This window comes from Amycolatopsis sp. w19 (assembly GCF_051373225.1).
GTDB classification, from domain to species: domain Bacteria; phylum Actinomycetota; class Actinomycetes; order Mycobacteriales; family Pseudonocardiaceae; genus Amycolatopsis; species Amycolatopsis japonica.
The window spans coordinates 143,287-156,216 of sequence record NZ_JBPQFM010000005.1 but is presented as its reverse complement, the minus strand read 5'-3'; the positions used below and the strand labels follow the sequence as shown (position 1 = coordinate 156,216).

The 12,930-nt window shown below is 69.3% G+C and carries 14 protein-coding genes; 5 read left to right on the top strand and 9 right to left on the bottom strand.

Annotated elements, in window-relative coordinates:
- Positions 1–13 precede the first annotated feature (13 nt).
- Both ACSMFO_RS13510 and serS read right to left on the bottom strand, forming a co-directional pair.
- Entirely contained in the window at positions 14–1,024 is a 1,011-nt protein-coding gene (locus ACSMFO_RS13510; protein ID WP_436458870.1) for a DUF3558 family protein, read from the bottom strand.
- 24 nt (positions 1,025–1,048) lie between these two features.
- Positions 1,049–2,317, bottom strand: a complete 1,269-nt coding sequence (gene serS / locus ACSMFO_RS13505; RefSeq protein ID WP_073846028.1) for a serine--tRNA ligase — start codon at positions 2,315–2,317, stop codon at positions 1,049–1,051.
- 133 nt (positions 2,318–2,450) lie between these two features.
- Between serS and ACSMFO_RS13500 the strand changes: the two genes are divergently transcribed.
- A complete protein-coding gene (locus ACSMFO_RS13500; RefSeq protein WP_350579859.1) occupies positions 2,451–3,734 on the top strand; it encodes an aspartate aminotransferase family protein in 1,284 nt (427 codons plus the stop codon).
- 52 nt (positions 3,735–3,786) lie between these two features.
- Here ACSMFO_RS13500 and ACSMFO_RS13495 read toward each other — a convergent pair whose 3' ends face one another.
- The 4 genes from ACSMFO_RS13495 to ACSMFO_RS13480 are packed head-to-tail and all read right to left on the bottom strand — an operon-like array spanning position 3,787 to position 7,025.
- A complete protein-coding gene (locus ACSMFO_RS13495) occupies positions 3,787–4,692 on the bottom strand; it encodes a haloalkane dehalogenase (RefSeq protein WP_436458869.1) in 906 nt (301 codons plus the stop codon).
- A 55-nt stretch (positions 4,693–4,747) separates the two neighbouring features.
- The gene (locus tag ACSMFO_RS13490) at positions 4,748–5,200 is read right to left on the bottom strand and encodes a DUF350 domain-containing protein (RefSeq protein WP_016330638.1); all 453 of its coding nucleotides are present in this window, start codon (positions 5,198–5,200) and stop codon (positions 4,748–4,750) included.
- 49 nt (positions 5,201–5,249) lie between these two features.
- Complete coding sequence (locus ACSMFO_RS13485) at positions 5,250–6,416, bottom strand: glutathionylspermidine synthase family protein (RefSeq protein WP_436458868.1); 1,167 nt, start codon at positions 6,414–6,416, stop codon at positions 5,250–5,252.
- Complete coding sequence (locus ACSMFO_RS13480) at positions 6,417–7,025, bottom strand: hypothetical protein (protein ID WP_436458867.1); 609 nt, start codon at positions 7,023–7,025, stop codon at positions 6,417–6,419.
- A 94-nt stretch (positions 7,026–7,119) separates the two neighbouring features.
- Here ACSMFO_RS13480 and ACSMFO_RS13475 point away from each other — a divergent pair, with 94 nt between their 5' ends.
- The 4 genes from ACSMFO_RS13475 (at position 7,120) to ACSMFO_RS13460 (ending at position 10,429) form a co-directional block, all read left to right on the top strand.
- The gene (locus ACSMFO_RS13475) at positions 7,120–8,100 is read left to right on the top strand and encodes a septum formation family protein (protein ID WP_436458866.1); all 981 of its coding nucleotides are present in this window, start codon (positions 7,120–7,122) and stop codon (positions 8,098–8,100) included.
- A 4-nt stretch (positions 8,101–8,104) separates the two neighbouring features.
- The gene (locus ACSMFO_RS13470) at positions 8,105–8,455 is read left to right on the top strand and encodes a metallopeptidase family protein (RefSeq protein WP_037333558.1); all 351 of its coding nucleotides are present in this window, start codon (positions 8,105–8,107) and stop codon (positions 8,453–8,455) included.
- 215 nt (positions 8,456–8,670) lie between these two features.
- The gene (locus tag ACSMFO_RS13465) at positions 8,671–9,930 is read left to right on the top strand and encodes an MFS transporter (protein ID WP_436458865.1); all 1,260 of its coding nucleotides are present in this window, start codon (positions 8,671–8,673) and stop codon (positions 9,928–9,930) included.
- Between the two features lie 61 nt (positions 9,931–9,991).
- On the top strand, positions 9,992–10,429 hold the full coding sequence (locus tag ACSMFO_RS13460; RefSeq protein ID WP_037333564.1) for a hypothetical protein: 438 nt from the start codon (positions 9,992–9,994) through the stop codon (positions 10,427–10,429).
- A 67-nt stretch (positions 10,430–10,496) separates the two neighbouring features.
- On the opposite strand, the gene ACSMFO_RS13455 is transcribed toward ACSMFO_RS13460, so the two are convergent.
- The 3 genes from ACSMFO_RS13455 to pheA form a co-directional block, all read right to left on the bottom strand.
- Positions 10,497–11,147 carry a DUF4232 domain-containing protein gene (locus tag ACSMFO_RS13455; RefSeq protein ID WP_436458864.1) on the bottom strand — a complete coding sequence of 217 codons (651 nt, stop codon included), beginning with the start codon at positions 11,145–11,147 and terminating at the stop codon, positions 10,497–10,499.
- A 223-nt stretch (positions 11,148–11,370) separates the two neighbouring features.
- Positions 11,371–11,991 carry a histidine phosphatase family protein gene (locus tag ACSMFO_RS13450; protein WP_436458863.1) on the bottom strand — a complete coding sequence of 207 codons (621 nt, stop codon included), beginning with the start codon at positions 11,989–11,991 and terminating at the stop codon, positions 11,371–11,373.
- Entirely contained in the window at positions 11,988–12,896 is a 909-nt protein-coding gene (gene pheA, locus ACSMFO_RS13445) for a prephenate dehydratase (protein WP_360123901.1), read from the bottom strand. Before pheA ends, ACSMFO_RS13450 begins: the two co-directional genes overlap by 4 nt.
- Positions 12,897–12,930 lie beyond the last annotated feature (34 nt).

Below are 12,930 nucleotides of genomic sequence, written 5' to 3'. Positions count from 1 at the left end.
GCGCGGCCGCCGTTCACGAACCGGCGGGCAGCGCGGCGCTCACCGTCGGCAGCGCGGCCCGCAGCAGGTCACAGGCTTTCGTCTCGTCGTCCCAGTGGCCGCTGGACACCTTCACGGTGGACGTCGCGGTGATCGGCAGCGCGGCCGTGCAGTACTTCGTGGCGGCGTCGGAGCGGACCGTCCACTTGCGACCGGCGAGGTCGGTCTCCTCGGGTGTGCCCTGGAGCCCGGCGACGTCGGCGACGGCCGTTGACGGGAAGAACGTCACGTCCAGCGGACGCTGCCCCTTGTCGCCGTCGGAGTCCTTCCACTCGCAGCCCTTGTCCTCGGGATTGGCCAGGTTGGCCGGATCGACCGGGGTGCCCGGGGCGATGGCCAGCTTCGCGGCTTCGTCGGGCTTCAGCAGCGTGCACGGATCGACCTGCAGCAACGGCCCGGAAGGCTCGGGTTTCTTCTGCCCCGGCGGCGCGACGATCTTCGGGTTCGGCTCCCCGCCGGGCAGTCTCGACGCGACCGCGGGGGCCGCGGCGAGCGCGAGATCGCAGGCCGTCGCCTCGGGCGCGCCCGTCTGGGTCTCGCTGCCGAGTTCGACGAACGAGGACGGCCCGAGTTCGGTGCTCAGCGAGCAGGCCGTCGGGCCGAGCGGCGACGCGTAGCGCGTCCAGGTGAAGCCGCCGATGCCGAACTTCTCACCCGGCTGGGCACCGGCGTAGAAGTCGTTCAGCGGGATGTCGACGCTCTGCGTGATCGAAAGGGACACCCCGCGCGGCGAATCGTCGCGTTCGGACAGCAGGCACATCGGCGGGACCAGCTGGGCCTTGTTGCCCTTGGTCTCCACACCCGGCAGCTTGAGCGCCAGCGCGTCGGCGTGTTCGGGGGTGAGCAACGAGCACGGCGCCGCCTTGGTGAGCACCGGCCCCTGGCCGGGCACCGGCGACGCCGTACCCGAGATCGTCTCGGAACATCCGCCGAGCAGGAGGACCACCGCGAAGAGCGCGGTGATCGGCGTGCGACGGCGGTTCATTCGGGTCCCTCCTCGGTGCGGACCCTACTTCGATGTCGGCGTGAGCACCTCGGTTCCGCCGAGGAAGGGACGAAGCGCCTCCGGCACCCGGACCGAACCGTCTTCGAGCTGGTGATTCTCCAGGATCGCGACGATCCACCTGGTGGTGGCGAGCGTGCCGTTCAGCGTGGCGACGGTCTGCGGGCGGCCGTCGTCGTCGCGGTAGCGGATGCCGAGGCGGCGGGCCTGGAACGTCGTGCAGTTCGACGTCGAGGTCAGCTCGCGGTAGGTCTCCTGCGACGGCACCCACGCCTCGCAGTCGAACTTCCGGTACGCCGACGTGCCGAGGTCGCCGGTGGCGGTGTCGATCACCCGGTACGGGACCTCGATCTTGGCGAGCATCTGCTCTTCCCAGTCCAGCAGGCGCGCGTGCTCGGCCTCGGCGTCCTCGGGACGCGTGTAGACGAACATCTCGACCTTGTCGAACTGGTGCACGCGGATGATGCCGCGGGTGTCCTTGCCGTACGAACCGGCCTCGCGGCGGTAGCAGGAAGACCAGCCCGCGTACCGCTTCGCGCCCTTGCCGAGGTCGAGGATCTCGTCGGCGTGGTAGCCGGCGAGCGGGACCTCGGAGGTGCCGACGAGGTACAGGTCGTCGTCGCGCAGCCGGTAGACCTCCGACGAGTGCGCGCCGAGGAACCCGGTGCCCGCCATGATCTCCGGCCGTACGAGGGTCGGCGTGATCATCGGGGTGAAGCCGTTCGCGGTCGCCTGCGCGATCGCCATGTTCAGCAGGCCGAGCTGGAGCTGGGCACCGACGCCGGTGAGGAAGTAGAACCGCGAGCCCGAAACCTTCGCGCCGCGCTCCATGTCGAGCGCGCCGAGGCCCTCGCAGAGTTCGAGGTGGTCCTTCGGCTCGAAGTCGAACTTCTTCGGCTCGCCGACGTGCTTGAGCACGACGTAGTCGTCCTCGCCGCCTTCGGGCGCGTCGGGGTGGACGAGGTTCGGCACCAGGCGGTGCAGCTGCTCGAACTCCTCCGACGCCTCGGTCTGCTCGACCTCGGCCGTCTTGACCTGGGCGGCGAGCTCCTTCGCCTTGGCGAGGAGCTCGGCCCGCTCGTCGCCCTGCGCCTTCGGGATGAGCTTGCCCAGCGACTTCTGCTCGGCGCGCAGCTTGTCGGCGGCGGCGATGGACGACCGGCGGCGGGAGTCGAGGGAGAGCAGCTTGTCGACCACTCCTTCGTCCTCGCCACGGGCGCGCTGCGAAGCGCGCACGACGTCCGGTTCATCGCGCAGAGTCCTGGGGTCAATCACGAATGCAGAGGGTAGTCCGTGGCGGCCGCACAAAATGTGCGGGTCCGCGGGGATGACCCGACAGTCTGATCGTTGCCGCCCGTTTCGGCCGCTCCCCATACTGGGATCTCCCTGCTGCGGACGGAGAAACCCGATGACCGATGCGGACCTGCTGGCGCGGCACAAGGCGGTACTGCCGTCGTGGCTGGCGCTCTACTACGACGAGCCGATCGAGATCGTGCACGCGCAGGACCGCCGGGTCGTCGACTCGACCGGGCGCACCTACCTGGACTTCTTCGCGGGCATCCTGACGAACTCGATGGGCTACGACGTCTCGGCGATCAGCGACGCCGTGCGCAAGCAGCTCGACACCGGCATCCTGCACACGTCGACGCTGTACCTGATCCGCTCGCAGGTCGAGCTGGCCGAGCGCATCGCGAAACTCTCCGGCATCCCCGACGCGAAGGTGTTCTTCACCAACTCCGGGACCGAGGCCAACGACACCGCGCTCATGCTCGCCACCCAGTACCGGCGCAGCAACCAGGTGCTGGCGATGCGGAACTCGTACCACGGCCGGTCGTTCGCGACGGTCGGCATCACGGGCAACCGCGGCTGGTCGGCGTCGTCGCTCAGCCCGGTGAAGGTGAGCTACGTGCACGGCGGCTACCGGTACCGCAGCCCGTTCCGCGAGCTTTCGGACACCGAGTACATCGACGCGTGCGTCGCGGACCTCGTGGACGTCCTGGAGACGGGCACTTCGGGCGACGTCGCCTGCATGATCGCCGAGCCGATCCAAGGCGTCGGCGGCTTCAGCTCACCGCCGGACGGCCTGTTCAAGGCGATGAAGGAGGTCCTCGACCAGTACGGGATCCTGTTCATCTCCGACGAGGTCCAGACCGGCTGGGGACGGACCGGGGAACACTACTGGGGGATCCAGGCGCACGACGTCGTCCCGGACGCGATGACCTTCGCGAAGGGGCTCGGCAACGGACTCGCCATCGGCGGTCTCGTGGCGCGTGGCGACCTCGTCGACTGCCTGACCGCGAACTCGATCTCGACCTTCGGCGGCAACCCGGTCGCGATGGCGGGAGCGGCCGCGGTGCTCGACCACATCGCCGAGGGCGATCTGCAGGCCAACGCGCTCGCCCGCGGCAACGAACTGCTCGACGGCCTGCGCGCGGCCGGTAACCCGCTGATCGGCGACGTGCGCGGCAAGGGCCTGATGATCGGTGTCGAGCTGGTCGAGCCGGGCGGCATGACCCCGAACCCGGGCGCCGCGGCGCGGATGATGGAGGAGACCAAGGCGCGCGGGCTGTTGATCGGCAAGGGCGGGCTGCACGGCAACGTGCTGCGGATCGCGCCGCCGATGACGCTGACCGCCGAAGAGGCCGCGGAGGGCCTCGGGATCATCGTGGACGCGCTGGCCGCCATTTCCTGAAGCCCTCGTGAGTGGCGAGGACGGTTAGAACCGTCCTCGCCACTCACGAGGTTCAGGAGCGGGCGAAACGGGCGATGACCTCGCCCAGTCGCCCGCCGGCGTCCTCCTGCAGGAAGTGCCCGGCGCCGGTGATCGTCGGATGCTCCAGTTCGCGGGCGCCGCGCATCGAGCCCCGCAGTTCGAGACCCCACGGCGCGGTGATCGGGTCCCCGTCGGAGAACGAGACCAGGAACGGCTTGTCCAGTTCGGACAGCACCTTCAGCGCGGCCCGGTTGGCGGCCGACGCCGGATCGTCCGGGGTGATCGGCACCAGGGACGGCATCGCGCGCGGCGCGGCCTTGTACATCTCGTTCGGGAAGGGCGCGTCGTAGGCGGCGCGGACCTCCTCGGACAGCTTGGTCTGGCAACCCGACTGGACGAACCGCCCGACGTCGATGACCTGGGCGTTCTCCATGGCGTCGCGGAACTTGTGCCAGAGCTCGGGCATGTCGGTGTCGCCGGTGGGGAGGCCGGTGTTCGCCGCGACGACCCGGGCGAAGCGGTCGGGATTCTCGGCGACCAGCCGCAGGCCGATCAGGCCGCCCCAGTCCTGGCCGACCAGGGTGACGTCGGTCAGGTCGAGGACGTCGAAGGCGAACGCGCGCATCCACTCGACGTGCCGCTGGTAGGTGTGGTCGACCATGTCGCCGGGTTTGTCGGAGCGGCCGAAGCCGACCAGGTCGGGCGCGATGGCGCGCAGCCCGGCGTCGGCGAGCACCGGGATGACCTTGCGATAGAGATAGGACCAGGTCGGCTCGCCGTGGAGCAGGAGAACGGGCGGTCCGTCCTCGGGTCCGGCCTCCACGTATCCCACTCTGATCACGCCACCGTGAAGGTCGACGAGCTCCGCGTAGCGCGGTTCGAAGTCGAAATCGGGCAGGTCCGAGAACCGGTCGTCCGGTGTCCTTAAAAGGCGCACGACCCCCACGTTAGTGGGAATCGTGCGCCTATGCCGTTCTCAGTACGTCAGGAAATCACGAAATGGCAACGGCCACGATCAGGCCGAGGGCCAGGTGCGCGGAGGCCACGACGACGCTGGCCGGGGCGAACTTCTCGCTTTCGATGGTCGAGCGGATGTCGATCCGGGTCGCCCACTCCAGCAGCCGGACGGCGGCCACCTGCACGATGATGCCGAGCAGGCCGTAGACCAGCGAGGTGATGAGGCCCTCGGTCAGGTCGCTGGCGGAGTTCGCGATCGCCACGACGATGATGAACGCCATCGACAGCAGGCCCGACGCGGTGACGATGACCGCGTTCGGCAGGCCGCGGGTGACCAGCTGGGACAGCTTGCCGGGCGTGGTCCAGTCGATCGCCCAGAACCCGGCGAACATCATCAGCAGGCCGACGACGCCGTACAGCAGGATCGCGCCGATCCCTCGCACGAGGTCGGAGCCGAACGTGTCGGACAGCGCAAGGGTGGTGGTCACAGGGGTTCTCCAGAAGTCAGGAAATGTCAGGTTTGTGCGGTTGCTTCTATCACGACTCGACGATGATGTGCGGGACGAATGCCGCACCGTCGTCCGTGACGAGTCCCGCGGTCTCGCGGATACCGAGGCCGGCGGCGTGGTCCCCGACGATCCACGCGCCGAGCGCGGGCCGGTAACCCTGGAACTCCGGGAGCGGGTCGAACGCCTGGTAGACGTACCCTTCCGCGCCGTAGACCCCGTCGGTCTGCGTCTCGTACCCGGTGGCGACGATCTGCACGTTCGCGCCCTCGCGGCCGAGTTTCGGCTTGCGGACGTACTCGGTCAGCAGGCCGGGGTCGTCGGCGAAGGCGGGCAGCAGGTTCGGGTGCCCCGGATAGTTCTCCCACAGGATCGCGAGCAGCGTCTTGTTGGAGAGGATCATCTTCCACAGCGGCTCGACCCACAGCGTGCGCGGCATGGTCTCCACGGCGAAGCGGCCGAACTCCTCGTCGACCACCCATTCCCACGGGTAGAGCTTCACCACGGTCGCCATCTGCGCCTCTTCGAGGTCGACGAACCGTTTGAGCACCGGGTCCCAGCCGATCTCCTCGATCGACAGGCCGACGGTGTCGAGCCCGGCCTCGGCCGCGGTCTCCTGCAGGTACGCCGTCGTGACGTGGTCCTCACCGGACGGATCGGCCGAAGACCAGGTGAAGTGCAGTTCGTTCGAAGGCAGCTTGTCGGCGAGTTCGCCCCAGCGCTCGACGAGCTTCTCGTGGATCGAGTTCCACTGGTCGTTCTCGGGGAAGACCGCGGTCTTCCAGTGCCACTGCAGGACCGCGGCCTCGAGCAGCGAGGTCGGGGTGTCGGCGTTGTATTCGAGCAGCTTCGCCGGGCTCTTGCCGTCGTAGCGCAGGTCGAACCGGCCGTAGACGTGCGGATCCTGCCGCTTCCACGACTCCGCGATATGCGGCCAGACCCACTCCGGGATGCCGAAGCGGTGGTACTGCTCGGTGGTGATCACGTTGTCGACCGCTTCGAGGCACATCGAGTGCAGCAGTTCGACGTCCGCCTCGACCGACAGGATCTCGTCCATGTCGAAGACGTAGTGGACCGACTCGTCCCAGTACGGCCGGGACTTGCCGGAGCCGTCGCGCGCGGGCGTGCCGAAGACCAGCCCCTGCTCTTCGACGATGTTCTGCCAATCCCGCCGGGGCGGCTTGGAATCCCGGTACACCTACGAGCCCCCGCTCTTGCCGCTGCCGCCGGAGCCGCTCTTGCCGCTGATGCCGAACCCGCCGCGCTGGACGGACTTGCCCGACTTCGTGCTGACGTTCGCGTTCGACGGCGCGGTGTACGAACCGCCGGACACGCGCTGCCCGATGGTCCCGGTACCGCCGTAGTTGTAGCGGTAGCTGTCGTACCGCCCGCCGCCGATCGGGATGAAGAAGAAGCCACCGGAGTGGTAGCCGCCGTGCGACGTCACGTACCGCTCGTCGCAGTTGTTGTCGTCGCTGATGATCTCGGTGTCCTTGGCCGCGCAGACGGCCGTGACATTCTCCGGCTTCGCGACCGTGTAGAACGTCGCGACCAGCCCGACCAGGCCGACGGTCACGCCCGTGCCGATCAGGACCTTCTTCTTGGTCGAAGACTTCTTCTCGGCGACGCGAGCGGCCTCGGCCGCCATCGCCTCCTGGCGCTGTTGCTCCGCCAGCGCCTGCTGGCGTGCCCGCTGCTCGGCGAGCGACGGCTGCCGCGCCTGCGTGCTGCTGTCCTGAAAGCGCATGGTGCCGCGCTTCGGCGGCTCCTGAGGCGCTTGTGCCCCCTGGTTGTCATCCTGCGTCATCGAAGCTCCGTAATCGCCCGCCGGCCCGAACTCGTGTCCAACACTAACCACCCGGTACGCGCACCTTACGTGCGGCGCGGGCATCATGGAGTGGATGTCTCAACAGGCCGAGCGGTTCCGTGATCCGCGAAACGCGCTGAGCACCCTGCGCACCCGGCTTCTCATGGCCGGCGTGTTCGTGGGCGCGATCATCGCGCTTTCGCTGAGTGTGGCGTTTTCGTGGAACGTGGGCCCGGAGGGCGGTGCGGGCGGCGGCGCCCCCAAACTGTCGCCCGCCGCGGCCGAGGCGTTCCAGTCTCCCCCTGGCACCTGTCTGACCTGGAACAATCCGGACGCCACCGACGCGCGGCGCGTGTCGTGCGCGGAGTCCCATCTGTTCGAGGTCACCAGCATCGTCGACATCGGCGCGCAGTACCCGCCGGGGGTGCCGAGCCCGAACCTGGAGCAGTGGCAGGAGATCTCCCGCTCGCGTTGCACGATCGACGTCAAGCCGTACCTCGGCCGCAACCTCGATCCCTACGGCAAGCTGAGCATGAACCTGCTCCGGCCGACGCCCGCGCAGTGGGCCGACGGTGACCGGCAGCTGCGGTGCGGCCTGCAATGGGCGGGCCAGGGCGGCAAGCTGCAGCCGACCAAGGGACCGGCCAAGGAGCAGGACCAGTCCGCGGTGTGGGAGCCGGGCACCTGCCTCGCGCTGCTCAACAACAGCTTCGGCGACCCGATCGACTGCGCGCAGGCGCATTCGTACGAGATCATCGCGACGCTCGACCTCAAGACGAAGTTCAAGGACGGCTACCCCTCGCAGGAGCAGCAGAACACCTGGCTCGACACCGAATGCTCGACGGCCTCGCAGGAGTACACCGGCAACGCCGATCTGGCGGCGAAGAAGCTCATCCTCAGCTGGGACGTCCGTGAGCAGGAGAGCTGGGACGCCGGGTCCACACTGGTGAACTGCAAGGTCGCCGCGGTCCTGCCGGACAACAAGGGGCTGGCGCCGGTCACCGGGAGCGTCAAGGTCGGCAACGGCGAGGCCCCGCCGCCGTCGTCCTCCTCGCCCCCGAAGACCGGAGGGTGATCGCGTGCCCGTCGAGATGACCCAGCAGCGTTTCGAGGAACTGGTCTCGGAGGCGCTGGACGAGCTCCCGCCCGAATTCGCGGACGCCATGGACAACGTCGTGGTGCTCGTGGAGGAGTTCAACGAGGAGTCGCCCACGATCCTCGGGCTCTATCACGGGGTCGCGCTGACCGAGCGGACCCACGAGTACGGAGGGGTGCTGCCCGACCGGATCTCGATCTACCGGCGTCCGCTGTTGCAGATGTGCGACACCGAGGAGGACGTCGTCGAGGAGGTGCTGATCACGGTGGTGCACGAGGTCGGGCACCATTTCGGCATCGACGACGAGCGGTTGCACGAACTCGGCTGGGGCTGAGCCGCCGCGCGGGTGATAGCAAAGGTCCCTTGCTCTCCTCGCGACGGATTCCGCGCCGCCGGCCGCATGGTCGGTGATTTTTGTGCGTGGAGCACCAAGGGTTCTCCGGATTCTTAACTGCGTGTAACAACCCCGCCACTTTGGGCGACAGCCCCGCTAAACTTTTCGACACGTTGTCGCCGGCCTTCGCCGGCGAATGCCTGGGGAGGCGGTGCATGGCCGAGTCGACGGTGCGGAGGAGGAGCGACCGGCGGTTGCGCTGGCTGCTCGCGTCCAGCGCGGCGTCGAACCTCGGCGACGGTATCGGCAAGGTCGCGTTCCCGCTGCTCGCGGTCACTCTGACCCGGGATCCGCTGCTCATCGCCGGGCTTTCGGCGACCCAGTTCCTGCCGTGGCTGCTGTTCGCGCTCCCGGCGGGCGCGCTGCTGGACCGCGTCGACCGGCGGCGGGCGATGATCCTCGCGAACAGCGCCCGCGCGGTGGTCGTCGGCGGGACGGCCGCGCTGGTCGCCGCGGGCGGGGTGACGATCTGGATGGTCTACGCCGCCGCCCTGCTCATCGGCTTCGCGGAGGTGGTCGCCGACAGCGCCGCGAACGTGCTCATCCCGGCGGTCGTCGGCGAGGGTTCGCTCGACGGCGCGAACAGCAAGCTCCAGGCCTGCGAGATCGTCGGCCAGACCTTCCTCGGTGGCCCGGTCGGCAGCGCCACCTTCGCGCTCTTCGCGACCTTCCCGTTCCTGCTCAACTCGGTGGGCTTCGCGATCGCGGCGGTCGTGTTGATCGGCCTCGCCGGGAGCTACCGGCCGCGCTCCGCCGAGCGCGCCACCACCGACCTCCGCACCGAACTGGCGGAGGGTTTCCGCTGGCTGAAGCGGAGCAGGCTGGTGCTGCGCCTGGTCGTCCTCGCCGGGGCGATCAGCCTGGTCAGCGAACTCGCACAGGCACAGCTGGTGCTGTACGCGATCGAGTACCTGCATCTCAGCGAAGCGGCCTTCGGGCTCTTCGCGTTCGTCGGCGGCATCGGCGGCCTCCTCGGCGCGGCCGTCGCCCCGCGGCTGGTGAAGGTGTCCAGCCGTCGCGCGGTGCTCCTCGGGGGCACGGCCTGCTGCGGCGCGGCGTTCACCGGCATGGGCCTGACGAGTTCGCCGGTGGCAGGGGCAGCACTGTTCAGCCTGTTCGCGGCGGCCGTCGTCGCGGTGAACATCGTGCTCGGCACGGCACGGCACACCCTCGTCCCCGGCGACCTGCTCGGCCGGGTGCTGGGCGTGTGGCGCACCGTCGTCTGGGGAGCGATCCCGATCGGCGCCCTCCTCGGCGGCGTCCTCACCCACGCCCTCGGTTCCGCGGCCCGGACGTTCCTCACGTCCGGGCTTCTGCTGTTCGGCGTAGCCGGTTTCGCGTTCGTCTCGTTACGGCCCGGCGCCTTCGATGACGAATCGGCCACGGAGGACCGGGTTCTCCACCAAGACCGGTGAAAACCAAGGTCTTTGGTGCTGAAATAGCCCATCACCGCCACGGGTGACGGGGAGGTCCGCGATGCAGCAGACACTGGTGCCGGAGGCCGGCGTGGGGACGACAGAACCTTCCAGACGCCCGCAGGTGCTCACCGCGGTCGCCGGTTTCGTGATCGGTGGCGGCGTGATCGGCATGCTCTGGGCGCTCTCGGGCGTCAACGCGGGGGCACTCGAAGACGCGCAGGCGGCATGCTCGGCGCTGGCCAGGGTCGGCACCATCCCCGACACCACCGACTCCGCGCCCGGCGACCAGACCGTGGCGGTCCTGGCGCCCGAGGTCCTGCACCGGATGACGGCCGCGCGCGAGCTCTCCGCCGCGGCGGCCGCCGCCAACGACACCTACCGGCCGCTGGCCGAGCACATCGACGGCGTCAGCAGGATGGTGTTCAGCCTGCACTTCAACCAGATCTCGGGGCAGCGGCACCTCGTGCAGGCCGAACAGCTCTGCACCCAGCTCTAGCCACGAAACGTCTCGTGAGTGGCAAGGACGGTTAGAACCGTCCTTGCCACTCACGAGGCCGGGGGATCTAGCCCTTGTGGACGGTCTTCACCGTCAGCTGGTTGCCCGAGATCTTGCCGGTGCAGCCGAGTCCCTGCACCGCCAGGAAGTTCGACGCCGTCTCCTGCGGCAGGTACACCCGCAGGCCCCTGGTCTCGACCGGCTTGCAGACTTCCTCGGGGTAGTTGCGGACGTTCGCGAAGCCGACGTCGGCGATCGCGCTCTCGCCGTTGGCCAGCTGGACCGGTTCGCCCTTGGCGCCGTCGCGGTACGCGGCTTCACCGACCTGGTGACCATCGGCGCCCGTCACGTAGGAGATGCCGGGGAAGCCCTGGATCGTGCACGAGTGCCCGCTCGCGTTGGTGATGACGAGCTTCCGGTACACCGTGCCCGCGGCGGCGTCGCTGTCCTTGATGGACAGTTTGACGTCACCCGCCTTGCACAGCCCGTCGTTCTTCGACGCCTGGGCGGGCGGCTGGGCGGGTTGCGGAGCAGGCGCCGAAGCCGAAGAAGTCGCGCTGGGCGCCGCCGAGGTTTCCGGCGCCGAGCTCGACGGTGACGCGGACGTGTTCTGCGCGACGGGCGCGGTCCCCGAACCGCACGCACTGAACAGCAACAGCCCGGCGGTACCCGCGACGAGACCGCCGATGGAGATCAACTTCGAACGAACCATGGTCATTCGCCTCCCTGTATCCGGGTGACCCACCGTCCAGTAGACGTGTCGTCCGCCGACGAGGTTGCGCCCCACCGGTTAATTCCCCACAAGGTGTTAATCGATCTTGTGTGCTGTGTTCCCCGGCGGGAGCGGAGGCAAACGGGCTGAAAGGAGCCATACCCACATGAGACGCGGTGAAGGACGCCATCCCCACGCGACCGGCGGTCGTGAGGCAAGCGTCCCCCGCTCAGGGTTCGACAGGGGTTTCCGCCCAGGTGAGGCACGTCCAGCCGTCGGCGGTCCCGACGAGCTCGACGACGCCGGTGTTCGGGATGAGGCCCTGGTTGGCGATCTCGGCGGTCACGTTCCCGGCGAGCCATTCGCCGCCCAGCCGGATCGCGCCACCGTGGCTCACGAGCACCACCGTGCCGTCGGGGTCGGCCTGCTCGTGCTTGGCGCGCAGCCGGGCGACCGCGTCGAGCAGCCGGGCGCGGACCTGCGCGCCGGTCTCACCGCCGGGGATCGGCGGGTCGAGTTCGCCGAGCGTCCACCGGCGCACGACGCTCATGTAGGTGGTGATCGAGTCCTTGTCCGTCTTGCCTTCGAGGTCGCCCGCGGCGACCTCGTGCACGCCGTCGAGGACCTGGACGTCGAGGCCGAGTTCGGCGGCCAGCGGCGCGGCGGTCTGCTGGGCGCGGACCGCCTGCGAGGCGTAGACCGCGACGATCGGCTCGCCGTCCAGCCGCGTCGTGAGGTCCTGTGCCTGCTCGCGGCCCAGCTCGGTGAGCGGCGGCCCCGGCAGCGCGGTGTCGAGCGCGCCGCGCACGTTGCCCTCGGTCTGGCCGTGGCGGACGAGGAGAAGTTTCACGCCTGTGCTCCCTTCCGTACCGAGGCGACCCAGTCGATCGCGTCGGTGAAGTCCTCGTTGGCGGCGTCCAGTTCGATCTCGGTCTTGCCGTCGTCCGCGCGCGGGTGGGAGCCGAGGAACCGGAGGTTGCGGCACCGGCGGCGCAACGCGGCCAGCGCGTCCCCGATCCGGGGCTCGGCCACGTGCCCCTCGAAGTCGATGAAGAAGCGGTACTCGCCGAAGTTGTTCCTGGTCGGACGGGCGTCCAGTTTGGTCAGGTTGATCCCGCGAACCGCCAGCTCGGTGAGCAGCTCCGCCAGGGCACCGGTCCGGTTCGTGGCGGCGGCGACGATCGACGTGCGGTCGGCCCCGGTCGGCTCCGGCAGTTCACCGGGGGCACGGACCAGCAGGAACCGGGTCTTGGCGTCGCGGACGTCGGCGACCTCGGTGGCCCGCACCTCCAGCGGATAGTGCTCGATCGCGACCGGCGCGGTGACGGCCGCGTCGAACTCGCCCTCGGCCACCGCGACCGCGGCCGCCGCCGTGGACGACGTCGCGACCGGATGCGCGCCGGGCAGGTTCGCCTCGACCCAGTGCCGGACCTGCGCGAGCGCGTGCGGGTGGCTCGCCACGGTGCGGATCTCGGTCGTACCCGGCCTGGTCAGCACGCTGAAGTGGACGGGCAGCAGCACCTCCGCCACCGCGACCAGCGGCTCGGCCTCGCTCAGGCTGTCGAGGGTGGCGGTGACCGCGCCCTCCACCGAGTTCTCGATCGGGACACAGGCGGCGTCGGCCGCGCCCGAGCGCACGGCGGCCAGTGCCGCCGGGATGGTCTCGGCGGGGATCAGCTCCTCACCGGAGGTGAGCCGGCGCGCGGCCTGTTCGGTGAAGGTTCCCTGGGGGCCGAAATAGGCGATCCGTGACACCCCGCCAGATTACGCACGGCGCGGGTGGCGACTT

What these genes read in the sequence shown, in the direction of transcription:
- ACSMFO_RS13510 (WP_436458870.1), bottom strand. Translation starts at nt 1,024, where the DNA reads ATGAACCGCCGTCGCACGCCGATCACCGCGCTCTTCGCGGTGGTCCTC.
- ACSMFO_RS13500 (WP_350579859.1), top strand. Translation starts at nt 2,451, where the DNA reads ATGACCGATGCGGACCTGCTGGCGCGGCACAAGGCGGTACTGCCGTCG.
- ACSMFO_RS13480 (WP_436458867.1), bottom strand. Translation starts at nt 7,025, where the DNA reads ATGACGCAGGATGACAACCAGGGGGCACAAGCGCCTCAGGAGCCGCCG.
- ACSMFO_RS13475 (WP_436458866.1), top strand. Translation starts at nt 7,120, where the DNA reads ATGTCTCAACAGGCCGAGCGGTTCCGTGATCCGCGAAACGCGCTGAGC.
- ACSMFO_RS13465 (WP_436458865.1), top strand. Translation starts at nt 8,671, where the DNA reads ATGGCCGAGTCGACGGTGCGGAGGAGGAGCGACCGGCGGTTGCGCTGG.
- ACSMFO_RS13460 (WP_037333564.1), top strand. Translation starts at nt 9,992, where the DNA reads ATGCAGCAGACACTGGTGCCGGAGGCCGGCGTGGGGACGACAGAACCT.
- ACSMFO_RS13455 (WP_436458864.1), bottom strand. Translation starts at nt 11,147, where the DNA reads ATGACCATGGTTCGTTCGAAGTTGATCTCCATCGGCGGTCTCGTCGCG.